Here is a 24152-nt window from a genome sequence, read left to right on the forward strand (position 1 = left end):
GCCCGTTGGTTCCGCAATGACGGCCTTTCCCCGAGGTGGAAACGGGCAGAGCGACACCGCTCTGCCGCTTTTAAGTGCAGTCTAGACCAGCTCGACGGCGATCGCCGTTCCCTCGCCGCCGCCGATGCAGATGGCGGCCACGCCGCGTTTCAACCCGCGGGCCTGAAGGGCATGGATCAGGGTCACGATGATGCGTGCCCCAGAGGCGCCGATGGGATGCCCAAGCGCGCAGGCCCCGCCGTTCACGTTGACCTTGTCATGGGACAGCCCCATGCGTGCCATGAAGGCCATGGGCACGACGGCAAAGGCCTCGTTCACCTCCCACAGATCGACGTCGTCCTTGGTCCAACCGATCTTCGCCAGCAGCTTTTCGGCGGCGGGGACGGGGGCGGTGGGGAATTGACCCGGCGCATGGGCGTGGCTGGCGTGTCCCAGGATGCGGGCGATCGCGCCATCGGCCCGTGTGCCCAGCACCAGCGCCGCCGCTCCGTCCGAGATCGAGCTGCTGTTGGCGGCCGTCACCGTGCCGTCCTTGCGGAAGGCGGGCTTCAGATGCGGGATCTTGTCGGGGCGCGCGTTTCCGGGCTGTTCGTCGGTATCGACGATGGTGTCGCCGCCGCGTCCGGCAACGGTGACGGGCGCGATCTCGGCCCGGAAAGCGCCGCTGTCGATAGCGGCCGTGGCGCGGGTCAGGCTGGCCAGGGCGAAGTCGTCCTGCGCCTGACGCGTGAAGGCGAATTCGGATGCGCAATCTTCGGCGAAGGTGCCCATCAGGCGGCCCTTGTCATAGGCATCTTCCAGCCCGTCCAGGAACATGTGGTCGATGACCTGCCCGTGGCCAAGCCGTGCGCCGCCGCGCATCCTGGGCAGCAGGTAGGGGGCGTTCGTCATGCTCTCCATCCCGCCGGCCACGACCAGATCGGCGCTGCCGGCGCGGATGGCGTCGCAGGCCATCATCGCCGCCTGCATTCCCGATCCGCACATTTTGTTCAGCGTGGTCGCGGGTACCGATTCGGGCATCCCCGCGGCAAAGCCCGCCTGCCGTGCCGGGGCCTGTCCCAGACCCGCCGGCAGCACGCATCCCATGTAAAGCGCCTGCGGTGCATCCGGTGCGACCCCCGCCCGGCTCAGCGCGGCGGCAATGGCCGTGCCCCCCAGTTGCGGCGCCGTGACGCCCGCGAATGCCCCCTGCAACCCGCCCATCGGCGTGCGCGCGGCCCCCAGCACATAGACCTCTGTGTCGTTCATGATGTCCCTCCCTTGGTCCACGCTTACCGGATCGTAACCTTTTGCGTCTAGTCAGCTTGGGACAACCCAAGGAAGGCCGCCCCATGAAGTTCATCGTCGAAGACGCCGAAACCCATCTGCAGATCAAGGTGACCGAGGCTCGGATCGACGCGGCCATCGCCACGCCCTTCAAGGACAAGCTGCGCGAGATCGTGATGAAGAACCGCAAGCCCGTGCATCTGGACATGACGGCGGTGGATTTCATGGACAGCTCGGGCCTCGGCGCGATGATCGCCGTCCGCAAGAGCCTGCCTGCCAACCTGAAGATGGTGCTTTGCGCCATGACGCCGAATGTCGAACGCGTTTTCCGGCTGACCCGGATGGACAGCGTCTTCGATATCCGCCCCGAGGCCATTCATAAGGAGGCGCGCGAATGACGGCAGGCGAAACACGACAAGCCGTTTCGGTGGGCTTCACCGATGCCTGCAAGCAGCCGATGTTCCACAGGGTGCTGAACGCGCAGCCGCTGACCGTGCGGGACACGCTGACCGACATGCGCCGCCGCTTCGCCGCCGATGTCGGGGAAGACACCCTGGGGCGCCTGGAACTGGTCCTGGCCGAACTGATGAACAATGTCGCCGAACATGCACCCGCCGCAGGCAGGCGGAACGAAGCGCGTGTGCCGGTGATCCATCTGTGCGTGGTGCGCCACAAGTCGGGGCTGGCCTGCGCGCTGACCGACGACGGCGTCTCGCTGCCCGACGATTGCGTCCTGCCGCGCAGCCTGCCGCCCGCCATCCCCGAGGATCTGCCCGAGGGCGGCTTCGGCTGGTTCCTGATCCAGGACCTGACGCAGGCGCTCAGCTATTACCGGCGGGAAAGCCGCAACTACCTGGCCTTCAACATCCCCTTCGAAACCGAAGGCAAGGTCTGAGCGCGCTCAGTTGACGTGGGTCGCCAGCTGATAGCGGCCATCCTCGAATTCGCCGAACATCTCGTCGACCTCGGGGTGGTCCAGGGGTTCGCCCGAGGCGTCGGGTTCCAGGTTCCCCTCGGAGACATAGGCGACGTAATAGGTCGCCTCGGTTTCCGCGAAGAGATGATAGAACGGCTGGTCCTTCTCGGGACGCGCATCCTCGGGGATGGATTCGTACCATTCGTCGGTATTGGCGAATTCCGGATCGACATCGAAGATCACTCCGCGGAAGGGGCGATTGCGATGCTTGACCACCTGGCCCAGGCTGTATTTCGCGCAGCGGCTTGCAACGGGCATCGTCGGGGCATCCATCGTCAGTATCCGATATCCTTGGAAGACAGCGCGCCTTCTAGCTGGCCGCGCCGATTCTGTCCACCAGATGACGGTTGCAAGACATTCCCGCGGTCACGGGGCTTTGTCGCCTTCCATCAGCGGCACCGTCGCCAGCGACATCTTGGCCGAGCCTTCCGACAGTTCGGCGCTGTGCGCCAGATAGATCAGCACCCGGTTTTCCGCATCATAGATCCGGCGCACCCGCAACGATTTGAAGATCAGCGAGCGCCCTTCGCTGAAGACCTTTTCGCCATCATCGCCCGTGTCGATCTGCGACAGGTCGATGGGGCCGGTGCGCGTGCACTGGATGGCACTGTTCGAGGGATCCTCGAACCAGTTCCCCTGGCTGAGGCGGTCAAGAACCGAGCGGCTGAAATAGGCCAGATGGCAGGTCACGCCCGACACCTTGGGATCGTGGATCGCCTCGACGATGACGTCGTTGCCGACCCAATCGACGCCCACGCGGGCGACCTCCTCGGCCATGGCGGCCAGGGGAAGGGCGGCCAGGGCCATCGCGGCTGTCATCTTGCGTATCATCTATTCCACCTGCATGGGCACACGGCCCGTTTCTGTCAGCACATGCACGCCGTCCGCCTCGATCACGACAGCAGTTAGTTCGCGGCCATAGGCGGCACCGCTGTCGATGTTCAGCCGGTTGCGATGCAGCATCGGGCGATCCAGCGCGGTATGGCCGTGAACGACCAGAGGGCCGTGATCCGCCTCGCTTTCAAGGAAACCCTTGCGGATCCAGACCAGATCATGTTCGTCCTGCGCCTGCAGATCGACCCCCGGGCGCACGCCCGCATGGACGACCAGCGCGCGCGGATGAAGATACCACAAGGGCAGCGTTGCCAGAAACCGCGCATGGGTGGCGGGCACGGCGCGGCGGGCGTCACGCAGCAAAGCCTCGCGCGGCTGGTCGGGATCGATGCCATAGGAGGCCAGCGTCGCCGCCGCCCCCAGCCCCGGATGATCGACCCAATGCGCGCCCGTCGACATGCCCTTGTCGGTCCAATCGGGATCGTTCAGGAAATTCGGCAAAAAGCGGTCGTGGTTGCCGCGTGTCACGACCCAAGGCCGACCCGCATTGCGCCCCTGCATCAGGTAGTCCACCACGCCCGCCGAATCCGGGCCACGGTCGATCAGATCGCCGACATGGGCGATGGTGGCATCCGTGCCGCCATCATCGAAGATCCGCTGATGCGCGGCCTTCAGCAGGTCAAGCTGTCCGTGGATATCGCCGATTGCGTAAACTCGCATCCTGTCATCCTTGTCCGTGGCGGGCGGCAAGGCAGGGATGCCGCGCGCCCTTGGGTAAGGGCGCGCGGCGGTCAGGTCAAACCTCGAATTTCAGGCCGCGAGCCTGCAGGAACTTGCCGGTGTTCTGCAACGTGGCCAAGGCCTCGGCGCTGATGGCCTCGTCCAGGTACAGGATCGCGATGGCGTCCTTGTCGTTGGCCGAGCGGCCAAGCGTGAAGTTCGCGATGTTCACGCCCAGATCGCCCAGGGTCATGCCCAGCTGGCCGATGACGCCCGGAACGTCCTTGTTGCGGGTATAGAGCATGTGCTCGCCCACCTCGGCGTCGACATTGATGCCGCGGATCTGGATGAAGCGCGGCTTGCCGTCGCTGAAGACCGTGCCCGCGATGGACCGTTCGCGCGTGTCGGTCACGCAGGTCAGCTTGATATAGCCTTCATAGGCGCCGGCCTTGTCCTGACGCGTGGTCGAGACCTGCACGCCACGATCCTTGGCCATAACGGGGGCCGAGACCATGTTCACATCCGGGTTCGTGGCCTTCATCACGCCCGCGATCACCGCGGCGTTCAGCGCGTTCAGGTTCATGGTCGAGACCGAGCCGTCGTAAAGCACGTTGATCGCCTTGATCGGCTCATCCGTCATCTGGCCGACGAAGGCGCCCAGATGCGAGGCCAGCTTGATCCAGGGACCCATGACCGCGGCTTCCTCGGCCGTGACCGAAGGCATGTTCAGCGCGTTCTCGACGGCACCGGTCAGCAGGTAATCCGACATCTGTTCCGCGACCTGCAGGGCCACGTTTTCCTGTGCTTCGGTCGTTGCGGCACCCAGGTGCGGGGTCACGACGACGTTCGGCAGGTTGAACAGCGGGCTTTCGGTGGCAGGCTCGACCGCGAAGACGTCGAAGGCGGCACCGGCGACGCGGCCTTCCTTCAAGGCCTCGGCCAGCGCCTCTTCATCAACCAGGCCGCCGCGGGCGCAGTTGATGATGCGGACATTCGGCTTCAGCTTGGCGATCGCGTCGCGCGACAGGATGTTGCGGGTCTTGTCGGTCAGCGGCACGTGGAAGGTGATGAAATCGGCGCGGGCCAGCAGCTCGTCCAGATCGACCTTGGTGACGCCCAGCTCCTTGGCGCGCTCCTCGGACAGGAAGGGGTCATAGGCCACGACCTTCATGTGCAGCCCAAGCGCACGGTCGATCACGATCGAGCCGATGTTGCCCGCACCGATCACGCCAAGCGTCTTGTTGAACAGCTCGACACCCATGAAGCGGTTCTTTTCCCACTTGCCGGCATGGGTGCTGACGCTGGCTTCGGGCAGCTGGCGTGCGACGGCGAACATCATGGCGATGGCGTGCTCGGCGGTGGTGACGCTGTTGCCGAAGGGGGTGTTCATGACGATCACGCCTTTCTTGCTGGCGGCGGGGATGTCGACGTTGTCGACCCCGATGCCGGCGCGGCCGATGACCTTCAGATTGGTCGCGGCCTCCAGCAGCTTGTCGGTCACCTTGGTGGCCGAACGGATGGCCAGACCGTCATACTGACCGATCACCTCGGCCAGCTTTTCCTTGTCCTTGCCCAGATCGGGCATGTAGTCGACCTCGACACCGCGATCGCGGAAGATCTGGACGGCGGTTTCGGAAAGCTTGTCGGAAACGAGAACCTTGGGCATGTAAACTATCCTTGTCTGGGGACGTCCGGGCTTGGCCACGCTGACATCCTGCTTCTTGGTTGGAAAAATACCCCGGGGGCCCGGGGGCTGGCCCCCGGACGGTCCGGCTTATTGCGCGGCCAGCTCGGCCCGATAGGCCCATTCGACCCAGGGCATCAGGGCTTCCACGTCGCTGGCTTCCACCGTCGATCCGCACCAGATCCGCAGACCGGCGGGCGCATCGCGATAGGCACCGGCGTCCAGTGCCACGTTTTCCTTGTCCAACCGCTTGGCCACGGCCTTCGCAAAAGCGGCACCGTCCTTGATGGCAGGATCGGTGAACTTCAGGCAGACGCTGGTCGTCGATGCGGTCGCGGGATCGGCGGCAAGATCCGCGATCCAGTCCTTGTCGGCGATGAAGTCGCGAACGGCCTTGGCATTGGCATCGGCGCGGGCGATCAGGCCCGACACGCCGCCAAGCGATTGCGCCCATTTCAGCGCGACCAGGTAATCCTCGACCGCCAGCATCGAGGGCGTGTTGATCGTCTCGCCCTTGAAGATGCCCTCGATCAGCTTGCCGCCCTTGGTCAGGCGGAAGATTTTGGGCAGGGGACGGTCGGGGGTGAAGCTTTCCAGACGCTCGACCGCGCGGGGCGACAGGATCAGCATCCCGTGTGCGCCTTCGCCGCCCAGCACCTTCTGCCAGCTGAAGGTCACGACATCCAGCTTGTCCCAGGGCAGATCCATCGCGAATGCGGCGCTGGTGGCATCGCAGATGGTCAGGCCCTGACGGTCGGCGGGGATCGCATCACCGTTGGGGACGCGCACGCCGCTGGTGGTGCCGTTCCAGGTGAAGACGACGTCGCTGTCGAAATCCACCTCGGCGAAATCGACGATATGGCCATAATCGGCCTTGCGGACGGTGGCGTCCAGCTTCAGCTGTTTCACGGCATCCGTGACCCAGCCTTCGCCGAAGCTTTCCCAGGCCAGCATTTCCACGGGGCGGGCGCCCAGCATGGTCCACATCGCCATCTCGACCGCGCCGGTGTCGGAACCGGGGACGATGCCAATGCGGTAGTCGGCGGGAACGTTCAGGACCTCGCGGGTCAGGTCGATGGCCTCGGCCAGTTTCGACTTGCCGATGGCGGCGCGATGCGAACGGCCCAAGGGCGCGTCGGCAAGCATGTCCAGATTGTATTGGGGGATCTTGGCGCAGGGGCCCGAAGAAAAGCGCGGGTTTGCCGGCCGCGTTGCCGGGGTCTTCAGTTCGGTCATGTGACTAGCCTTCCAGCTAAAAGCCCTTCGTTGGGGAAGGGTGTCCCGCCGTCGGACTTAGTGGGCGTCGCTCTCTGGCGCAAGGAAAATCTTTGATCTACACCCCGGATCAGCCCAACGAAGGAAGCGCCATGTTCACCGTCTCGCTGATTGCCGCCCCTGCCGCCGCCAACCTGGACGGCGATCTGCCGCAGGGAATTTCCGCAAGGTGGAACGGGTCCGAACCGCGCTGGCTGGCCCCGGGCATCGCCGCCGAATTCGACATCCCCGACACGCCCGCCGACATCGATCAGATCTGGTCGGACCTGCAAGCCATCGGCATCGACATGGTCGTCCAGCCCGTCGAGGGCCGCCGCAAGAAGGTTCTGCTGGCGGACATGGATTCGACCATGATCGACCAGGAATGCATCGACGAGCTGGCCGATTTCGCAGGCGTCGGCCCCCGCGTGGCCGAGATCACCGCCCGCGCCATGAACGGCGAGTTGGACTTCCACGAGGCGCTGATCGAGCGCGTCTCGCTGCTGGCGGGGCTGGATGAGGGCGTCATCCAACAGGTGCTGGAAAGCCGCATCACGCTGGCCTCGGGCGGGCGGGAACTTGTCGCCACAATGCGCGCGCATGGGGCGCATGCGGCGCTGGTCTCGGGCGGGTTCACGGCCTTCACCACGGCGGTGGCCGAGCAGCTTGGCTTCGACGAACACCGCGCCAACGTCCTTTTGGCCGATGGCGGTGTGCTGACCGGCCATGTCGCCCTGCCCGTTCTGGGCCGCGAGGCCAAGGTCGAGGCGCTTCAGCGTATAATCGACCGATTCGGCCTGACGGCGCAGGACGTGATGGCGGTGGGCGACGGGGCGAACGATCTGGGCATGATCCAGATGGCCGGATCGGGCGTCGCGCTGCACGCCAAGCCCGCCGTGGCCGCTCAGGCGCAGATCCGGATCAACCACGGCGATCTGACGGCGTTGCTGTATCTGCAGGGCTATGCGCAGGCCGACTTCGTCACCGCCTGAGCCGACCTCGACCGACATTCGACGCGCGCGCCTTGATCGCCCGTCCCGCAAGCGTGGTGCATGATGCTGGACCAAAGCCTTGATCTGCTGATCCTTCTGATCGGCGCGGCCTTCGCGGCCGGTTTCGTCGATGCCATCGCGGGCGGAGGCGGGCTGATCACCGTCCCCGTCCTGATGCTGGCGGGCATCCCGCCCGCGCAGGCGCTGGCCACGAACAAGGTGCAGGGCGTCTTCGGCGCCGCGACCGCCGCCGTCAGCTATGCCGCCAGGGGGCTGGTCGATCTGCGCAGCCAGTGGCGCTCGGCCTTGCTGGCGGGGGTGGCAGGGGCTGCCGGGGCGGGGCTGGTGACTTGGCTGCCGACCGACGGGCTGCGGCTGATCCTGCCGGTGGTGCTGATCGCCATCGCGCTGTTCTTCGCGCTGAAGCCGGGGCTGAACGACCTGGACCGCACCCGCCGCCTGACGCCGCTGGTCTTTGCCGCGACCATCGTGCCGCTGATCGGCTTCTACGACGGGCTGATCGGGCCGGGGGCGGGGGCCTTCTACATGATCGGTTTCGTGACGCTGGCGGGTTACGGCGTCCTGAAGGCCACGGCGCATACCAAGATGCTGAACTTCGCCTCGAACCTGGGCGGGCTGGCGGCATTTTCACTGGTGGGCAATCCACTGTGGGGCTTGGGTATCTGCATGGGTCTGGCGCAGATCGCGGGGGCGGCGCTTGGGGCGCGGCTGGCGACGCGGATCGGATCGCGGCTGATCAAGCCGCTGCTTGTGGCAACCTCGACCATTCTGGCGCTGCGGCTGATCTGGCAGATGCTGTGAAGGGAAACGGCGCCCCCTCTGCCAAGAGGGCGCCGGGGATTGAGCGGGAACAGGCAAGGGGGACTTGCCCCGTCATCAGACCATGTTTCTGCGTCGTTTTCGTGACAGAATCAGTTCGGGAAGGCGGCGGCGGTCCGCATCTCGCCCGTGACGATACCGCGGCAGTTCACGATGGGGCTGTTCAGCAGCTTGCCCGCGACGGGATGTTTCGCATCCAGAACGCCCAGGTGGATCAACAGCGCGGTGATCGCGGCCTCGCTGGCGCGGGTGGCGCCATCGGTGATCTTCAACGCGACGCCCAGGCCCTGTTCGGGCAGGATGGCGACGAAGACGCCCTCGGCGCCGGTCTTGACGGTGACCTTGTTGTCCATCGCCTCCATCAGCAGGGTGCAGGACCGGCCCGCACCGGCGACCATGTCGGGGTGGTGGCGCATCGCATCGGTCAGGCGGCGCATGGCGCGACCGCGGGTGTCGTCGCCGGGATTGGCAAAGCGCGCCATCGCGCGGGCCAGTCCTTCAAGCGAGCAGGCCCAGTTCGGGGCCGAGCATCCGTCGATGCCGTATCCGGGGCTGGTCTCGCCGGTCACATCCTCGAAGGCATCCTTCACGGCCTGCTGGACCGGGTGGTCGGGGTCGACATAGTCCGCGCCGCCGCCAAGATGCCGGTTCAGCGTGAGGAACCCCGCGTGCTTGCCCGAGCAGTTGTTGTGAAACTGGCAGGGGCTTTCGTCCGAACAGGTCAGCCGCCGGTTTTCGTCAGGATCGCGGGGCATATGGGTGCCGCAGCGCAGGTCGCTTTCCGACAGGTCCAGCGCGCGGGTCCAGTCGCGCACGGCATCGACATGCATCGCAGCACCCGAATGGCTTGCGCAGGCCAGGGCCAGCTGGCGGTCGGTCAGCCCCGCCGCATCGGCCGCGCCGCTTTCCACCAGGGGCAGCGCCTGGATCATCTTGCAGGACGATCGCGGAAAGATGGTGCGGGTCGGCTGGCCCCAGGCCTCGACCAGGCCGTGGGTGTCGCAGATGACGGCGTGGCCGCGGTGCAGGCTTTCCCTCAGGCCGCCGCGCCACAGTTCGATCATGTCTGCTGACCGCATTCGCAAATTCTCCCTGACAATTGCGCGATTTGCCTCGTGCACCCTTTCGGGGGCCGCGATTTTCGCTATCCTGACCAGAGACGGTTGAAAAGACCACAGCAATCGGGAACAACGCCGATCGAAGTGGCGAAATGAATGTCAGGAGGCCAGAGCATGATGAAAACTACGCTGCGCGGCATCGGCGCAAGTCTTGTCCTGATCGGCGGACTTGGTTCGGCGATGGCTCAGGAATCGAACAACGTCGTGGCGACCGAGGGTGACTGGACGGTCTTTGCCGCCGACAACCCCCGCGAATGCTGGGCCGTGTCCCCGCCCAAGTCCACGATCAACACCAAGGACGGCCAGCCGACCGAGGTTCAGCGCGGCGACATCCGCCTCTATGTCGCCTATCGCCCCGGCCAGGACGGAGAGCTGTCCTTCACCGGCGGATATCCCTTCGCCCCCGATTCGACGGTCGAGGTCGATGTCGGCGGACGCAAGTTCAACCTGTTCACCGAAGGCGAAAGCGCCTGGACGGGCAGCCCCTCGGACGATCAGGCCGTGATCAGCGCCCTGCGCGCCGGATCCACCGCCGTCGTGACCGGCCGTTCGTCGCGTGGCACGACCACCAAGGACACCTTCAGCCTGTCGGGCATCACCGCCGCGACGAACACCGCCCGCGAGCGCTGCAAGTAATCGACGGCACCGGGGGCCTGCCCCCAAACGCATTTCACGAATGGGCGGGGCTGGTTGATTTCCGGCCCCGTTTGGCATATCTGCGTCGTTTCACCCAAACTCAGGTATCGTCATGTCCGCCCCGATCACGCAGGATGTTCTGACCATCCCCCGCAAGCTGCCCGAATCGGGCCGCACGAACATCGTCGGTCTGACCCGTGACCAGTTGCATGACGCCCTGGTCGCCGCAGGCACGCCGGAACGCCAGGCCAAGATGCGTGTGGGGCAGGTCTGGCAGTGGGTCTATTACTGGGGCGTGCGCGATTTCGCGCAGATGACGAACCTCTCCAAGGACTATCGCCAGCTTCTGGCCGACAAGTTCGAGATCACCCTGCCCGAGATCGTGTCCCGTCAGGTCAGCAACGACGGCACCCGCAAATACCTTGTCCGCATCGCCGGCGGCCATGAGGTCGAGGTGGTCTATATCCCCGAGGAAGGCCGCGGCACGCTCTGTGTCAGCAGCCAGGTCGGCTGCACGCTGACCTGTTCCTTCTGCCACACCGGCACGCAGAAGCTGGTTCGAAACCTGACGCCCGGCGAAATCGTCGGCCAGCTGATGCTGGCTCGCGACGATCTGGGCGAATGGCCGGTGCAAGGCGCCCCCAAGGATGAGACCCGCCTTGTCAGCAACATGGTCCTGATGGGCATGGGCGAGCCGCTTTACAACTTCGAGAATGTCCGCGACGCGATGAAGATCGTCATGGACAACGAGGGCCTGTCCCTGTCGCGCCGCCGCATCACCCTGTCGACCAGCGGCGTCGTGCCGGAAATCGCCCGCACCGCGCGGGAAATCGGCTGCCTGCTGGCCGTCAGCTTCCATGCCACCACCGATGAGGTCCGCGACAAGCTGGTGCCCATCAACAAGCGCTGGAACATCGAGACCCTGCTGAGCGCCCTGCGCGAATACCCGCGCCTGACCAACAGCGAACGCATCACCTTCGAATACGTGATGCTGGCGGGCGTGAACGACAGCGACGAGGATGCGCACCGGCTGGTCAAGCTGATCGAGGGCATTCCGGCCAAGATCAACCTGATCCCGTTCAACGAATGGCCCGGTGCGCCCTACAAGCGGTCCAGCAACAACCGCATCCACGCCTTCGCCGACATCGTCCACAATGCCGGTTATGCCAGCCCGATCCGTACCCCGCGCGGCGAGGACATCATGGCCGCCTGCGGCCAGTTGAAATCCGCGACCGAGCGTGGCCGCAAGACCCGCGCCCAGATCGTAGCCGAGGCTGCAGGCTGATCACAGCACCGCGCGCAGCAGGGCCAGCAGATGGTTCAGCTGCGCGCGGTCGTCCGCGCTCAGCGTCGACAGCAGCCGCGTCTCGTTTTCCGCATGGGGTCCGATGGCGGCGTCGATCAGCTCCAGCCCCGCATCCGTCAGCGCCACCAGCGTGCCACGCCGGTCCTCGGGATTGGGCTGGCGGCTGATCAGCCCCCGCGCCTGCAGCCGGTCCAGCCGCGCCGTCATGCCCCCCGAACTGAGCATCGTCGCCTCGTAAAGCGCCGTGGGCGTCAGGGTATGAGGCGCACCCGCGCGGCGCAGCGTCGCCAGCACGTCGAATTCCCCCGCCTGCAGCCCGAATCGGTCGAAGCCCGGTTGCAGATGGTCGCGCATGATCAGGGCCGAGACCTCGTTCAGGCGGCCGATGATCTCCATCGCCTCGACATCCAGATCGGGACGTTCGCAGCGCCATGATGCCGCGGCCTTGGCAGCGCGATCCTTTTCGGGCATATGTCTTTCCATCAAGATAGTTTCCATCAAGACATTAGTCCCGAAGGACGAGGTAGATCAATGACCGACCTGCAAGCGCGCATCGTGATGCTGGGGTGCCTGGTGACGGCGGGGGCCGCGCTGGCGGTCACCATCCTGATATCGCGGATGGCATCCGATGCCGGTGCGCCGATGATCTGGTTCCTGGGCGCGGTGCTGGCGGGCAGCGGTATGGCGCAGCTGGTGCTGGCGCAGCTGTTGGGGCAGGGACAGGACATGCGGCCGATGCTGGTCTTCGCCCTTGGGGCGGGGGCGCTGCTGGCGGGGCCGACGGCGCTTGGCTATCTGGCGGTGTCGCATGTGGGGGCGGGCTATATCTCGATGACTTTCGCCTTTCCGATCCTGCTGACATGGGCGATGGCCCGGCTGATCGGGCTTGAATCCCGCGACCCCCGCCGTGCGCTGGCCGTTGGGCTTGGGCTGGTGGGCGGCCTGATCATCGCGACGTCCAAGCTGTCGCAGCTGCCTTCGGATGCGACGCTGTGGCTGCTGGCGGCAACGGCGATGCCGGTGGTGATCGCGGGCGGCAATATCTTCCGCAGCCGCTATTGGCCGAAAGGCGCGCGCCCGCTGACGCTGTCTGGGCTGACGTTGCTGATGGGCGGGCTTGCCTGCGTGCCGCTGGCGGCGCTGCTGGATGGATCGCCTGCCGCGCTTTGGAATCAGGGGACGCTGCGCCACCTGCTGGGCGTCGATATCGCGGTCTTCGTCATCCAGTACATCGCCTTCTTCCAGCTTCAGCGCCTTGGCGGGCCGGTGACGCTGTCGCTGCTGGGCCCGGTCGCTGCCCTGACCGGGGCGGCCGGCGCGCTTTGGATCTTTGCCGAACCGCTGCCGCAGGGCTTCCTGCTGGCGGGCCTCTTGGTCGGGACGGGGGTCATGCTGATGCTGATGCGCCGCCGCCCCGTCCCAGAAGCGGCCTAGCCCGCGGGGGCGGACCAGCCGTCGATGATCGCGATCGCCTCCTCGGCGGTCTCGACATAGTGGATCAAGTCCAGGTCGATATCGCTGATGGTGCCGGCGCGGGCCAGGGCCTTCCAGTTGATGATCTCCTCCCAGAAGGACTTGCCGAACAGCAGGACGGGGACGCGGGCCATGCGGCCGGTCTGGATCAGGGTCAGCGTCTCGAACAACTCATCCAGCGTGCCGAAGCCGCCCGGAAAGACGGTGATCGCGCAGGCACGCATCAGGAAATGCATCTTGCGGATCGCGAAATAGTGGAAGTTGAAGCAGAGGTCCGGCGTCACATGGGCGTTCGGGGCCTGCTCGTGCGGCAGCACGATCCCCAGTCCGATCGATTCCCCGCCCGCCTGTTCGGCGCCCAGGTTGCCCGCCTCCATCACGCCGGGGCCGCCGCCGGTGCAGATGACGTATTTCCGCCCGCCGCTGGCCAGGCTGCGTTCGGTCATCTTCTGGCCGAAGACGCGCGCCTGTTCGTAATATTGCGACAGCGCCGCCAGTTCGGGCGTGCGGGCCTGATCGGCGCGGTCGGGGGCGGGGATGCGCGCGCCCCCGAAGATCACCACGGTCGATTCGATGCCATGTTCGTCCATGATCATCTGCGGCTTCAAAAGCTCCAGCTGCAGGCGGACGGGGCGCAATTCGTCGCGCAGCATGAAGTCGGTGTCGGTGAAGGCCAGCCGATAGGACGGCGCGCGGGTCTGGGGCGTGTCGGGCGTGCGCCTTGCCCGCGCCACGTCCTGATCGCTGTGGGGAAGGGCGTGAACGTGGTCGTCTTTGGGCGTGTCGGTCATCCATGGCCTCATCTGCGGGCCACGCGCGGATTGCGCGGGCTTTCCCCGATGCTTATAGCCCGACCAAGACGTTTTCCACCCGCACACCCGATCCAAGAGAGGCCATCATGACCCAAGCCCTGGAAACCGCCATCGAAGCCGCGTGGGAAAACCGCGCCCAGATCAACAGTGGCACCACCGGTTCCGTCCGCGAGGCCGTCGAACAGACCCTGACTCAGTTGGACAGCGGCGAATTGCGCGTGGCCGAAAAGCGCGGCGACGACTGGCATGTGAACCAATGGGCAAAGAAGGCCGTGCTGCTCTCCTTCCGCCTGAACGACATGGAAGAAATGTCGGGCGGCCCGCAGGGCAGCAACTGGTGGGACAAGGTGCCGTCGAAATTCCACGGCTGGGGCGAGGCTCAGTGGCGCGAGGCAGGCTTCCGCGCCGTTCCGGGCGCCATCGTGCGCCGCAGCGCCTTCGTCGGCAAGGGCGCGGTGCTGATGCCCTCTTTCGTGAACCTGGGCGCCCATGTCAGCGAAGGCACGATGGTCGACACCTGGGCCACCGTCGGCAGCTGCGCCCAGATCGGCAAGAACGTCCACCTGTCGGGCGGCGTCGGCATCGGCGGCGTGCTGGAGCCCCTGCAGGCAGGCCCGACCATCATCGAGGACGGCTGCTTTATCGGCGCGCGGTCGGAGGTCGTCGAGGGCTGCATCGTCCGCGAGGGCGCGGTTCTGGGCATGGGCGTCTATATCGGCCAATCGACCAAGATCGTCGACCGCGAGACGGGCGAAGTCATGTATGGCGAAGTCCCCGCAGGGTCGGTCGTCGTGTCGGGCTCGATGCCCTCGAAGAACGGCGTGCATCTTTATTGCGCGGTGATCGTCAAGCGCGTGGACGCCAAGACCCGTGCCAAGACCTCGGTCAACGAACTGCTGCGCGATTGATCGCGAAAGGGGGCGGGGATGACGACGCTTTACATCGACGCCGATGCCTGCCCCGTCAAATCCGAGGCGGAACGCGTGGCCACAAGGCTGCGCGTTCCCATGGTGCTGGTTTGCAACGGTGGGCTGCGCCCGTCGCAGAACCCGCTGGTCACCTTGCAGATCGTCCCCGAGGGTCCGGATGTCGCCGACATCTGGATCGCCGAGAATTGCGGGCCGGGCGATGTCGTCGTGACGGCGGACCTGCCCCTGGCCGACCGCTGCCTGAAGGCGGGGGCGCGCGTGCTGCGCCACGACGGCGATCCGCTGACCATCGCCAATATCGGCGGGCGGCTGGCGACGCGCGACCTGATGGCCGATTTGCGGGCATCGAACCCCTTCATGCAGGGCGGTGGGGCGTCCTTCGGCAAGGCCGACAGGGCGCGCTTCCTGCAGGCTCTGGACCGGGAGCTGACCAAAGCCCTGCGCGGCTGAGGGAAACCCTGCGGCAAGGACCGCGTTGACCGCTGATACGATCCAGAAAGCCCGAGGCGACATGACCGACCACATCAGCATTTCCGATCTGGTCGAAAGGGTCAGTCATGCCTCGAATGAAGAGGAAACCAGCGTCGCGCAGATCGTTCAGGCGCTTGGCCAGACGTCCTTCCTGCCGAACATGATGATTCCGGCGCTGGCAGTGGTCTCGCCCTTGTCGGGGGTGCCGCTGTTTTCTTCGATCTGTGGTCTGACGATTGCCCTTGTGGCGGTGCAGATGCTGATCCAGCGCAATCACATCTGGCTGCCGGATTTCCTGATGCGCAAGCATCTGCGCACGCAGCGGGTGCGCAAGGCGACCGACTGGATGAAGAAACCCGCACGGTTTTTGGACCGCATCACCAAGGAACGCCTGCGCCTGCTGGTTCATCGGCCGTTCCTCTGGGTGACGCAGTTGATCTGCCTGCTTTGCGGGCTGACTATGCCGTTCCTGGAACTGGTGCCCTTCACCTCGTCGCTGATGGGGGTAGTCGTCTGCCTCTTTGCCTTTGGGATGCTGGCACGCGACGGGCTGTTCACGCTGCTGGGGCTGGGGGCATTGGGCGGCGTGGGCTGGGCCGCGACGCGCCTGATCGCCTGACGCAGCGTCGGTGGAGAGCGGAGCGCATGAGCCGGCCATCGAGGCCGGCGCATGCGCCGCCGCGGCGTCGGCCTCGATGGCCGACGACTCGGCGATCCTGCCCTCAGTCGGCGGGCTTGATCTTGGCGGCGGATCCCGTGGCGAAGGCCTCCAGTCGCTCACGCGCGGCGTCCTGGGTGTTCACGACACCGGCCACCACCGATTCGGCATAGGCGGCATCAAGCGCGCTCATGTTCTGCATGTGGCTGATGGCCGAGCAGATGGCGAAGTTCGACAGGGGCGGGTTCTTGGCGGCGGCGCGGGCGATCTCCCATGCCTTCGCCTCGGCGTCGTCGACAAGATATTGGCACAGGCCGACATCGACCGCCTCGGTCCCACGATAAAGCCGCCCCGACAGCATCATGTCGATCATCCGCGCCTTGCCGATCAGGTCGGCCACGCGGATCGTTGCGCCACCGCCGGTGAACAGCCCGCGCTGGCCCTCGGGCAGGCCGAAATAGGTGCCAGGCCCCGCCACCCGGATATGCGCCGCGCTGGCCAGTTCCAGACCGCCACCGACGACCGCGCCCTTCAGCACGGCAATGATCGGCACTCCGCCGTATTCCATCTTGTTGAAGGCCTCGTGCCAGCGCAGGCACAGGTGCATGAAGTCGCTAGCATTGCGGTTTTCGCGGTGATGTTCCACCAGATCCAGGCCAGCGCTGAAATGATCGCCGTTCGACCGCAGGATCGCCGCCCGCACCCCTGCGCGTGGCAGGGTGGTGAAGATGTCGATCAACTCCTCGATCGTGGCGGCATCCAGCGCATTGCGCTTGGCGGGACGGTTCAGCGTGACGGTGGCGATCTGGTCGTCGTCCACCTCCAGCAGGATGTTTTCCAGTTTCAGATCCGCGATGCCGCGCATGTTCGGGTCTCCTCCCTCAAAGTGACATGTCGGGGATAGCCTGCCGCCCCGTCGGGGTCGAGAGGCCCCCTTAGGCCCCGATCAGCGTGATAACCACGGGGATCGTCACGATGCTGAACGCGGTCGAGATCAGGATCGCCGCCGAGACCCGCTGCTGCCCCACCCCGAAATGCTGCGCCAGGATATAGACGTTGCCCGCCACGGGCAGGGCTGCGGCAGCGATCATCACGCCCGCGGCAAAGGGCTCGACCGCCAGAAGCCAAGCGGCGATGCCCACCGCCAGCGGATGCAGGACCAGCTTCGCGACGCTCAGCCACCCCGAGGCCGCCATCCGCCGTAACTGCCGCCCCGCAAGGCTGGCCCCGATGGCGAACAATGCGCCGGGGGTGGCGGCTTGTCCCAAGATGGTCAGGAATTCGTCCAACGGTCCGGGCATCGGCAGATGCAGCAGCGACCAAGACAGCCCCGCCACCATCGACAGGATCATCGGGTTCGCCGCCACTCCGCGCAGCACCGGCAGGATCGCGGCCACCCGCAACCCGCCTTGTCGCGCGCCGTGGATGATCAGCGTGATCAGCGTGGAAAAGACCAGCATGTCGATGGTCAGCACCATCAGCACCGGCCCCACGGCGCGTTCGCCCAGCAGGACGACCAGCATCGGGACGCCCAGGAAACCGGTGTTGCCGGTCATGCAGCATTGGGCCTCCATCGCGGCGTCAGGCAGGGGCAGGCCGCGCGCGCGGGCCACCGCCATGCCGATGCCCCAGACCAGCGTCGATCCCGCCAGATAGGCCAGCACGAAGCGCAGGTCGAACAGCGCGGCCAGATCCAGCCCCGCGGCAAAGCGGAACAGCATGGCCGAGAGCGCGAAGTAGAAGACGAATTTCGTCAGCCAGGCTGCGGCCTCGGACGGGAAGAACCGCGATGCGGCGGCGGCCCAGCCAAGTCCGATCAGCCCGAAAAAGGGCAGCGTCTTCAAGAAAATCTCGGTCAATCCAATGGTCCCCGTTGCCGGGGGGCGTCATCCGGAGCCGATCAGCACCCCCACGGCCAGCACCAGACCACCGCCCACGACCACTTGCAAGGTGGCCCGCCAGAAGGGCGTCTGCATCCAGCGGTTCTGGATCCAGGCGATGGCCCACAGCTCGACGAAGACGACCATGATGGCGATGGTGGTGGCGGTCCAAAAATCGGGGATCAGATAGGGCAGGGCGTGCCCCAGACCGCCCACCGCCGTCATCACCCCCGAGGACAACCCCCGCTTCAAAGGCGATCCGCGACCCGAGATGACGCCGTCATCGGATGCGGCCTCGGTGAAGCCCATGCTGATGCCCGCGCCGATGCTGGCGGCCAGCCCGACCAGGAAGGTCGTCCAGGGGTCCTGCGTGGCGAAGGCCACTGCGAAGATCGGCGCAAGGGTCGAGACGCTGCCGTCCATCAGCCCCGCCAGACCCGGCTGCACCCAGGTCAGCACGAAATCGCGATGCGCGACGGCATCCTCCTCGGCGCGGCTGTCGTCGTCCAGATGGCGGTCGCTCAGCTCGGCGGCACGGTTTTCATGGCCACGTTCGGCGGCGGCCAGATCGCCCAGCAGCTTGCGGGTCCCGGCGTCCAGGCTTTGCTGGGCTGCGCGGGCATAGAAATCGGCGGCGTCGCGTTCCATGCCGGCGGCCTCGGCGCGGATGGTTTCCAGCGACAGGTTCTGCATCATCCAGGCGGGACGGCGGGAGAAATAGCCCGCGACATGTTCGCGCCGGATCACCGGGATCGCATCGCCGAAGCGCCGGGTGAAAGTGTCGATCAGTTGGCGGCGGTGGCCGTCCTCCTCCTCGCTCATGCCGTCGAAGACGGCGGCGGTGGCGGGGTAATCGGCCCGCAGGAAATCGGCCCAGCTGCGATAGATGCGGGCATCATCCTCCTCGGAGGCGATGGCCAGGGCCAGGATCTCGCGCTCGGACAGGTCGGTCAGGCGCTTGCGGGTGGACATGAAGGACAGGTTCATCATTCGCGCTCAAATATCCTGTGGGGAGGAGCTCTCTGCCCCCCGCTGCACCGTGAATTCATGCGCGCCGTCGGGCAGGTCGCGCTGCGCCACCATGACATGACCTGCCTGCCCGCAGAAATGCGGCACATCGACCACCGACATCGGATCCGTGGCGGTCAGGACGACACGGTCCCCCGGTGCCACGTCCATCAGCGCCTTGCGCAGGCGCAGCACCGGCAGGGGGCACAGAAGGTCGCGCGCATCGATCCGTGTCACGACAGGGCCGCCGCCTGCCCAAGGCACCAGTCGGTGACGGCCTCGGGGGGCAGTTCGACCGCCAGATCGCCCGCAAAATCGATGAAGGCGGCACGCTGCTGGCGGGGGACGTAAAGCACCACCGGCTGTCCATCCGCCGCCGCCTGCGCGATCAGGCTGTAGAAGCCGCGGCCCATCGCCTCTTGCCGGCCGAACTTGGGGATGATGACCAGTTCCGCGCCGGGCAGGGTGGGGGCCGTGCGGGCGACGACCTCCTCGAGCGCGCCGGTGTCCAGACGACAGCCCGAAGCCCCCGCCCCAAGCGATTGAGAGATGCGCACCGGGGCCGTCTGATCGCCGATCACCTGCATGTCCATGTCGCAGGCGCAATCGGGGCCCAGGTCGTGGTTGGTCTGCACCGCCCCCGCGATCCGCATGCCGCGGGCCTGCAGGTCGCGGGCCAGATCCGCGATCAGGCGGTCGGCGGCACCGGGGGCCGCGCTTTCATCAAGGCCGAACCATGCCAGCATTGTCGTTTCCCCTGTCTCAGACGCCGCTATCCAGCGCGAATTTCATCAAGCCGTTGATCCCGTCCACGCCCAGCTTCTTCTTCAGAACCGAGGAGGTGTTCGCCGCCGTCTTGTAGCTGACCCCGATGCGATCCGCGATGGCCTGCAGACCCTGACCCTGTCCGATCAGCGCCAGAACCTGCCTTTCACGATCCGACAGCGCGCCAAGCGGATCGTCCGCCGCCCCCGCCCGCAGCGTGGCCAGCGCCATCGCCTGGCGGGCGTCCAGGTAGAACTCGCCCGCCTCCAGCGTGGTGACGGCCTGACGGAAATCGGCGGGGGGCGCGTTTTTGGACAGGAAACCCTGCGCGCCCTCCTGCAACGCCCGCGCCGCAAACCCCGTCTGGTCGTTCATGGAAAAGATCAGGATACGGGCATCGGGGGCCTTGTCACGCAGCGGCGCGATCAGATCCAGCCCGCCCGCATCCGGCAGGCTGATGTCCAGGACGATCAGGTCGGGCAGGGGGGCGTCGATCAGCTGGGACAGGGCATCCTCGCCCGACATCGCCTGACCGACGGGGTCATAGCCAAGGTCGCGGAGCAGCCTGCTGGCACCAAGGTGGGTGATGGGGTGGTCGTCGATTACAAGCGCGCGTTTGGTCACGTCAGGGTCCATTCATGGTGTCGTCGGGCGAGGCAGGCGGGCCATCAGCCGCGTTCCCTCGCCGCCCGATTCGATCCGCAGATCGCCCCCCAGCAGGGTGATTCTTTCGCGCATGCCGGTCAGGCCGGTGCCGTCGCGGTGGTCGGGGGCGAAGCCTGCTCCGTCATCGGTCAGGATCATGCGCCAATGCGCGGGATCGGTCCAGAGCCGGATCCCCACCCCCCGCGCCCCCGCATGGCGCAGCGCGTTCGTCGTGCCTTCCTGAACGATGCGGAAGAGGGTCAGGGCAGTGGCCTCATCGGGTTCGGGCAGGCCTGCGGCGATCTCCAGGTCGAAGCGGATGTCGGGCATGCGGCGGGCCAGGTCGTCGATGTAATCGCGCAGCACGGTCGCCAGCGGCAGCTGCCCCACGGCCATGGGTCGCAGGTCGTTCAGCAGGGTGCGGTTCAGCTGGCCGATCTGCTCGGCGATCGCCGCGATCTGCCGGGCCGAGGCGGCGGTTGCGGCATCTGGGGCGGCGGTGGCCAGGGCATCGGCCTCGACCCGCAGACCGAAGAGGCAGGGGCCCATTTCATCGTGCAGGTCGCGGGCGATGGATTTGCGTTCGGCATCGGCGCGACTGACGATCTGATGCTGCAGGCGCTGGCGGTCCAAACGCGCCTGCGCCAGCGTGTCGGCCAGCTGGTCCACGTGGCGGGCCAAGGGCGCAAGATCCGGCTGCTGCAGGGGGCCTATGCGGCCGTCCAGTTCACCGCGCGTCATCTCCGACAGGCGCGACCCAAGGGCCGATACCGGGCGCAGCGCCTGCCGCACCGCCCACCAGACCAGCGCCCCTTGCAGGGCCACCATGGCCAGCACCAGCACCATCAGGTCGCGCATGTCGCGCCATGCCTGCGCGATCTGGCGCGAGGGATCGCCCGCGATCACGACCATCCCCTGCGGCCGCCCCTCGATCACCACGGGCAGGCGCGATTCGTTCACCTCGGGGGCGACCAGATCGCGGAACCATGCGGGGACGCCCTGGGGTCGGTCGACAAAGCCCGCCGGGCGGCGCGGCGTGCCGGTGCGGGCGTCCAGCACCGCGATGCGGGCGTTTGGCGGTTCGGTCAGGCGTTCTGGCAGCAGCGCCATGATGCGGTCGGGCGGCACCGCGCCCTGCATGGTACCGATGGTGGCCAGCACCAGGTGCCGCGCCGTCTGCGCCCCAAGGCGGTTGCCCGCCGCGATGTCATGGCGCAGCCGGTCCAGACTGCCCACGGCCAAGACCGCGATCAGCAACAGCTGCGTTGTCAGGATCACGATCAGGATGCGGGTCTTCAGCGTCATGGCCGCAGACTGGCGGCAAGCGGGTGCCGGGGCAATGGGCAAGCGGGGCCGATATTCGCGCCGCCTGCAAGGGACGGGCTTTCCAGTGCCATGTCGCTGTCATAGAGATACGCCATGAGCGATTATCAAGACCTTGCCGCCCGCATCCGGGCCCTGACCGAGGGAGAGACCGACGAGGTCGCCCTGATGGCCACCATGGCCTGCGAATTGCACCATTCGGACGACCGCTTCGACTGGACCGGCTTCTATCGGGTCGTGGCGCCCGAACTGCTGAAGATCGGCCCCTATCAGGGCGGTCACGGCTGTCTGGTCATTCCCTTCGCGCGGGGCGTCTGCGGCGCCGCCGCCCGCACGCGCCAGACCCAGATCGTCGCCGATGTCGAGGCTTTCCCGGGCCATATCGCCTGTTCGTCCTCGACCCGGTCGGAAATCGTGCTGCCGGTCATCGGGCGCGACGACCGGTTGATCGGGGTGCTGGACATCGACAGCGACCGTCCGGACGCCTTCGACCAGAGCGACGCCGACGCGCTTTCCTCCATGCTGGCCGAGGTCTTCGGCCGGCTTTGATCCGAAACGTCGCGGGCGCGCCGCCTGCATGGGTGCGAAAGGGCATCAGATGATCTGGGATACCTTGATGAACATTCCCGCGGGCCAGATGATGGCCTTCATCGCGGGCGGGCTGGTTCTGAACTTCGCCCCCGGTCAGGATGTCTTCTTCGCCAGCGCCTGCGGCATTCAGGGCGGCCCCCGCGCTGGTGCCTGGGCGGGCTTCGGCGTGGGTCTGGGCGTGCTGATGCATGTCACGCTGGCCACCATTGGTCTTGGTGCCGTCGTCGCCGCCCACCCCGAGGCGTTGCGCGCCATCAAATACGCAGGCGCCGCCTATCTGCTGTGGCTGGCGTGGAAAAGCTGGCGTGCCGGTGACATCGACCCCACCGCGCGGGGCAGCGTGCGCGTCTGGAACATCATCCGCCGGGGCTTTCTGTCCAACGCGCTGAACCCCAAGCCGGTGCTGTTCATGCTGGCCTTCCTGCCGCAGTTCACCAATGTCGCATGGGGGCCGATCTGGCAGCAGATCCTGGGGCTGGGGCTGATCTTTGCCTTTACCGGCACGCTGGTGACCATCGGCTATGGCGTCGTGGGCGGGGTTGCGGGCCATGTCATCGGCAAGCGCTTGGGGCTGGTCAACAAGATCGCCGCCGTGATGTTCGCGGGCCTTGCGATCCGCCTTGTGGCCAAATGACCGAAGACCGTTTCATCTATCGCCCGCCCCCCGACGATCCCGTCATCCTGCATGCCGACCACGAGATCCTGGTGGTGGACAAGCAGGCGGGCCTTCTGTCGGTGCCGGGGCGGGGCGATGATCGCGCCGACTGCCTGATTTCGCGTCTGCGCCGCGCCTTTCCGACCGTGCTTTTGGTCCACCGGCTGGATCTGGACACATCGGGGGTGATGGTTTTCGGGCTGACGCGCCATGCGCAGCGCAACCTCTCGAAGCAGTTCGAGGAGCGTCAGACCAAGAAATCCTATGTCGCCCGTGTCTGGGGCCGGCTGGAACCCAAGACCGGCCGCGTCGATCTGCCCTTGATGGTCGATTGGCCGAACCGCCCGCGTCAGAAGGTGGACCATGAACAGGGTCGCCCCTCGCAGACCGATTGGCGGGTGATGAAGGTGTTGGCGAATGAGACCCGCGTGCGGCTGATGCCCGTGACGGGGCGCAGCCATCAGCTGCGCGTCCATATGGCCGAAAGCGGCCACCCGATCCTGGGCGATCCGCTTTACGCGACGGGCGCCGCGGCGGATTACCCGCGCCTGATGCTGCATGCGGAAACGCTGCGCATCCGCCACCCCGACGGCGGGGTGCATCACAGCTTCAGCGCGCCCGTGCCATTCTGAGCCGCAGCCATCGCATCGCCCAAGGCAGCACCGCCAGCGCCGCGATCAGCGCCACGACGCGCGGCCCGAAGATGTCCGAGACGCGCTGAACCTCGGCCAGTTCAGTTCCGGCGGCGGTCAGGATGATCTTGTTGGGCAACACGCCCAAGGCCGTGATCCAAGCAAACCTCTGCACCGACATGATGCTGAGGCCGGACATGATATTCACCACGAAGAAGGGCAGGGCAGGTGTCAGACGCAGGCTCAGCAGGGCCAAGGCACCGTCCTGCTCGACCCGGGCGTCCAGTCGCTCGATCCGAGTGCTCAGGCTTTTACGCACCCATCCCGACAGCAGATGCCGCGCGACTAGGAAGGATATGGTCGCGGCCAGAACCGTGCCCAGCAATGACAGGCCAAGCCCCAGCCAAAAGCCGAAAAAGGCGCCGCCCGTCAGGGTCAATGCCACGACGACAGGCAGGGGCAGACTGCCTGCGACCGCGAATCCCCCCAGAAACGACAGGATCGCCAGCGCGGGATTGCGCTGGCGCCACCCTGCGCCATGCTGCAGCAGGTCATGCAAGCGCCCAAGGTCCGACTGCAGGGCGGGCAGCGACGGCCACAGATAGAGCGCAGCCGCCGCCAGCAGGATCACCCACCCCAGCAGGATCACGATGCGCAGACCCGCAGCCGGCATTGCCCGGTACC

Annotated in this window: 30 protein-coding genes; 13 read left to right on the top strand and 17 right to left on the bottom strand. The window is 66.4% G+C overall.

Annotated features, from left to right (window positions below; all coding sequences use genetic code 11):
- Positions 1–81 precede the first annotated feature (81 nt).
- Positions 82–1248, bottom strand: a complete 1167-nt coding sequence (locus tag DDE75_RS15240; protein ID WP_108503234.1) for an acetyl-CoA C-acyltransferase — start codon at positions 1246–1248, stop codon at positions 82–84.
- An 83-nt stretch (positions 1249–1331) separates the two neighbouring features.
- Here DDE75_RS15240 and DDE75_RS15245 point away from each other — a divergent pair, with 83 nt between their 5' ends.
- Together DDE75_RS15245 and DDE75_RS15250 are read left to right on the top strand one after the other, a co-directional pair.
- Positions 1332–1664, top strand: coding sequence for an STAS domain-containing protein (locus DDE75_RS15245; RefSeq protein WP_108503235.1), 333 nt, complete (start codon positions 1332–1334; stop codon positions 1662–1664).
- Positions 1661–2161 (top strand): ATP-binding protein, encoded by a 501-nt coding sequence (locus tag DDE75_RS15250; RefSeq protein ID WP_108503236.1) that lies wholly within the window; start codon positions 1661–1663, stop codon positions 2159–2161. Before DDE75_RS15245 ends, DDE75_RS15250 begins: the two co-directional genes overlap by 4 nt.
- A gap of 6 nt (positions 2162–2167) precedes the next feature.
- Here DDE75_RS15250 and hspQ read toward each other — a convergent pair whose 3' ends face one another.
- From hspQ to DDE75_RS15275, 5 genes are all read right to left on the bottom strand, one after another.
- Positions 2168–2500, bottom strand: a complete 333-nt coding sequence (gene hspQ / locus DDE75_RS15255; RefSeq protein WP_108503306.1) for a heat shock protein HspQ — start codon at positions 2498–2500, stop codon at positions 2168–2170.
- A gap of 108 nt (positions 2501–2608) precedes the next feature.
- Positions 2609–3073: a CreA family protein gene (locus tag DDE75_RS15260; protein ID WP_108503237.1), complete on the bottom strand. Its 465-nt coding sequence runs from the start codon at positions 3071–3073 to the stop codon at positions 2609–2611.
- Positions 3074–3796, bottom strand: a complete 723-nt coding sequence (locus tag DDE75_RS15265; RefSeq protein ID WP_108503238.1) for a metallophosphoesterase — start codon at positions 3794–3796, stop codon at positions 3074–3076.
- A gap of 76 nt (positions 3797–3872) precedes the next feature.
- Positions 3873–5462, bottom strand: a complete 1590-nt coding sequence (gene serA, locus DDE75_RS15270; protein WP_108503239.1) for a phosphoglycerate dehydrogenase — start codon at positions 5460–5462, stop codon at positions 3873–3875.
- A gap of 108 nt (positions 5463–5570) precedes the next feature.
- Positions 5571–6716 carry a phosphoserine transaminase gene (locus DDE75_RS15275; protein ID WP_108503240.1) on the bottom strand — a complete coding sequence of 382 codons (1146 nt, stop codon included), beginning with the start codon at positions 6714–6716 and terminating at the stop codon, positions 5571–5573.
- Positions 6717–6847: 131 nt separating this feature from the next.
- On the opposite strand from DDE75_RS15275, the gene serB reads away from it, so the two are divergent.
- Entirely contained in the window at positions 6848–7726 is an 879-nt protein-coding gene (serB, locus tag DDE75_RS15280) for a phosphoserine phosphatase SerB (RefSeq protein WP_108503241.1), read from the top strand.
- A gap of 63 nt (positions 7727–7789) precedes the next feature.
- Complete coding sequence (locus tag DDE75_RS15285; protein WP_108503307.1) at positions 7790–8548, top strand: TSUP family transporter; 759 nt, start codon at positions 7790–7792, stop codon at positions 8546–8548.
- Positions 8549–8658: 110 nt separating this feature from the next.
- Here DDE75_RS15285 and DDE75_RS15290 read toward each other — a convergent pair whose 3' ends face one another.
- Positions 8659–9645 carry an asparaginase gene (locus DDE75_RS15290; protein WP_108503242.1) on the bottom strand — a complete coding sequence of 329 codons (987 nt, stop codon included), beginning with the start codon at positions 9643–9645 and terminating at the stop codon, positions 8659–8661.
- 153 nt (positions 9646–9798) lie between these two features.
- Between DDE75_RS15290 and DDE75_RS15295 the strand changes: the two genes are divergently transcribed.
- Positions 9799–10320 carry an invasion associated locus B family protein gene (locus DDE75_RS15295; RefSeq protein ID WP_418304191.1) on the top strand — a complete coding sequence of 174 codons (522 nt, stop codon included), beginning with the start codon at positions 9799–9801 and terminating at the stop codon, positions 10318–10320.
- A gap of 112 nt (positions 10321–10432) precedes the next feature.
- The gene (gene rlmN, locus DDE75_RS15300; protein ID WP_418304192.1) at positions 10433–11605 is read left to right on the top strand and encodes a dual-specificity RNA methyltransferase RlmN; all 1173 of its coding nucleotides are present in this window, start codon (positions 10433–10435) and stop codon (positions 11603–11605) included.
- Here rlmN and DDE75_RS15305 read toward each other — a convergent pair whose 3' ends face one another.
- A complete protein-coding gene (locus DDE75_RS15305) occupies positions 11606–12097 on the bottom strand; it encodes a MarR family winged helix-turn-helix transcriptional regulator (protein ID WP_108503244.1) in 492 nt (163 codons plus the stop codon).
- A 60-nt stretch (positions 12098–12157) separates the two neighbouring features.
- Here DDE75_RS15305 and DDE75_RS15310 point away from each other — a divergent pair, with 60 nt between their 5' ends.
- On the top strand, positions 12158–13060 hold the full coding sequence (locus tag DDE75_RS15310; protein WP_162799067.1) for a DMT family transporter: 903 nt from the start codon (positions 12158–12160) through the stop codon (positions 13058–13060).
- Here DDE75_RS15310 and DDE75_RS15315 read toward each other — a convergent pair.
- Positions 13057–13890, bottom strand: a complete 834-nt coding sequence (locus tag DDE75_RS15315) for an LOG family protein (RefSeq protein ID WP_108503246.1) — start codon at positions 13888–13890, stop codon at positions 13057–13059. The two genes, DDE75_RS15310 and DDE75_RS15315, sit on opposite strands and share 4 nt — an antisense overlap.
- Positions 13891–13994: 104 nt before the next feature.
- Between DDE75_RS15315 and dapD the strand changes: the two genes are divergently transcribed.
- From dapD to DDE75_RS15330, 3 genes are all read left to right on the top strand, one after another.
- Entirely contained in the window at positions 13995–14819 is an 825-nt protein-coding gene (gene dapD, locus DDE75_RS15320) for a 2,3,4,5-tetrahydropyridine-2,6-dicarboxylate N-succinyltransferase (RefSeq protein ID WP_108503309.1), read from the top strand.
- Positions 14820–14837: 18 nt separating this feature from the next.
- A complete protein-coding gene (locus DDE75_RS15325; RefSeq protein WP_108503247.1) occupies positions 14838–15290 on the top strand; it encodes a YaiI/YqxD family protein in 453 nt (150 codons plus the stop codon).
- A gap of 61 nt (positions 15291–15351) precedes the next feature.
- On the top strand, positions 15352–15930 hold the full coding sequence (locus DDE75_RS15330) for an exopolysaccharide biosynthesis protein (protein WP_108503248.1): 579 nt from the start codon (positions 15352–15354) through the stop codon (positions 15928–15930).
- 103 nt (positions 15931–16033) lie between these two features.
- Here the strand turns inward: DDE75_RS15330 and DDE75_RS15335 are convergent, their stop codons facing one another.
- The 7 genes from DDE75_RS15335 to DDE75_RS15365 all read right to left on the bottom strand — a co-directional run bounded on the left by DDE75_RS15335 (position 16034) and on the right by DDE75_RS15365 (position 21572).
- Positions 16034–16834, bottom strand: coding sequence for a crotonase/enoyl-CoA hydratase family protein (locus DDE75_RS15335; RefSeq protein WP_108503249.1), 801 nt, complete (start codon positions 16832–16834; stop codon positions 16034–16036).
- 70 nt (positions 16835–16904) lie between these two features.
- The gene (locus DDE75_RS15340) at positions 16905–17828 is read right to left on the bottom strand and encodes an AEC family transporter (RefSeq protein WP_108503250.1); all 924 of its coding nucleotides are present in this window, start codon (positions 17826–17828) and stop codon (positions 16905–16907) included.
- 27 nt (positions 17829–17855) lie between these two features.
- Complete coding sequence (gene mbfA / locus DDE75_RS15345; protein WP_108503310.1) at positions 17856–18836, bottom strand: iron exporter MbfA; 981 nt, start codon at positions 18834–18836, stop codon at positions 17856–17858.
- Positions 18837–18845: 9 nt separating this feature from the next.
- Complete coding sequence (locus DDE75_RS15350; RefSeq protein ID WP_108503251.1) at positions 18846–19094, bottom strand: sulfurtransferase TusA family protein; 249 nt, start codon at positions 19092–19094, stop codon at positions 18846–18848.
- The gene (locus DDE75_RS15355) at positions 19091–19603 is read right to left on the bottom strand and encodes a DUF2478 domain-containing protein (RefSeq protein ID WP_108503252.1); all 513 of its coding nucleotides are present in this window, start codon (positions 19601–19603) and stop codon (positions 19091–19093) included. Before DDE75_RS15355 ends, DDE75_RS15350 begins: the two co-directional genes overlap by 4 nt.
- A 16-nt stretch (positions 19604–19619) precedes the next feature.
- The gene (locus DDE75_RS15360; RefSeq protein ID WP_162799068.1) at positions 19620–20246 is read right to left on the bottom strand and encodes a response regulator; all 627 of its coding nucleotides are present in this window, start codon (positions 20244–20246) and stop codon (positions 19620–19622) included.
- A gap of 12 nt (positions 20247–20258) precedes the next feature.
- A complete protein-coding gene (locus tag DDE75_RS15365) occupies positions 20259–21572 on the bottom strand; it encodes a histidine kinase (RefSeq protein ID WP_108503254.1) in 1314 nt (437 codons plus the stop codon).
- Positions 21573–21686: 114 nt separating this feature from the next.
- Here DDE75_RS15365 and DDE75_RS15370 point away from each other — a divergent pair, with 114 nt between their 5' ends.
- Genes DDE75_RS15370 through DDE75_RS15380 form a run of 3 tightly spaced genes read left to right on the top strand, consistent with a single transcriptional unit; the run spans position 21687 to position 23468 of the window.
- Complete coding sequence (locus DDE75_RS15370) at positions 21687–22139, top strand: GAF domain-containing protein (RefSeq protein ID WP_108503255.1); 453 nt, start codon at positions 21687–21689, stop codon at positions 22137–22139.
- Between the two features lie 49 nt (positions 22140–22188).
- Positions 22189–22815 carry a LysE family translocator gene (locus DDE75_RS15375; RefSeq protein ID WP_108503311.1) on the top strand — a complete coding sequence of 209 codons (627 nt, stop codon included), beginning with the start codon at positions 22189–22191 and terminating at the stop codon, positions 22813–22815.
- A complete protein-coding gene (locus tag DDE75_RS15380) occupies positions 22812–23468 on the top strand; it encodes a pseudouridine synthase (RefSeq protein WP_108503256.1) in 657 nt (218 codons plus the stop codon). The genes DDE75_RS15375 and DDE75_RS15380 overlap by 4 nt, the downstream gene beginning before the upstream one ends.
- On the opposite strand, the gene DDE75_RS15385 is transcribed toward DDE75_RS15380, so the two are convergent.
- Complete coding sequence (locus tag DDE75_RS15385; protein ID WP_108503257.1) at positions 23446–24141, bottom strand: TVP38/TMEM64 family protein; 696 nt, start codon at positions 24139–24141, stop codon at positions 23446–23448. The genes DDE75_RS15380 and DDE75_RS15385 overlap by 23 nt on opposite strands.
- Positions 24142–24152 lie beyond the last annotated feature (11 nt).

The sequence above is a fragment of the Paracoccus indicus genome, from assembly GCF_003056335.1.
In the GTDB taxonomy this organism is placed as follows: domain Bacteria; phylum Pseudomonadota; class Alphaproteobacteria; order Rhodobacterales; family Rhodobacteraceae; genus Paracoccus; species Paracoccus indicus.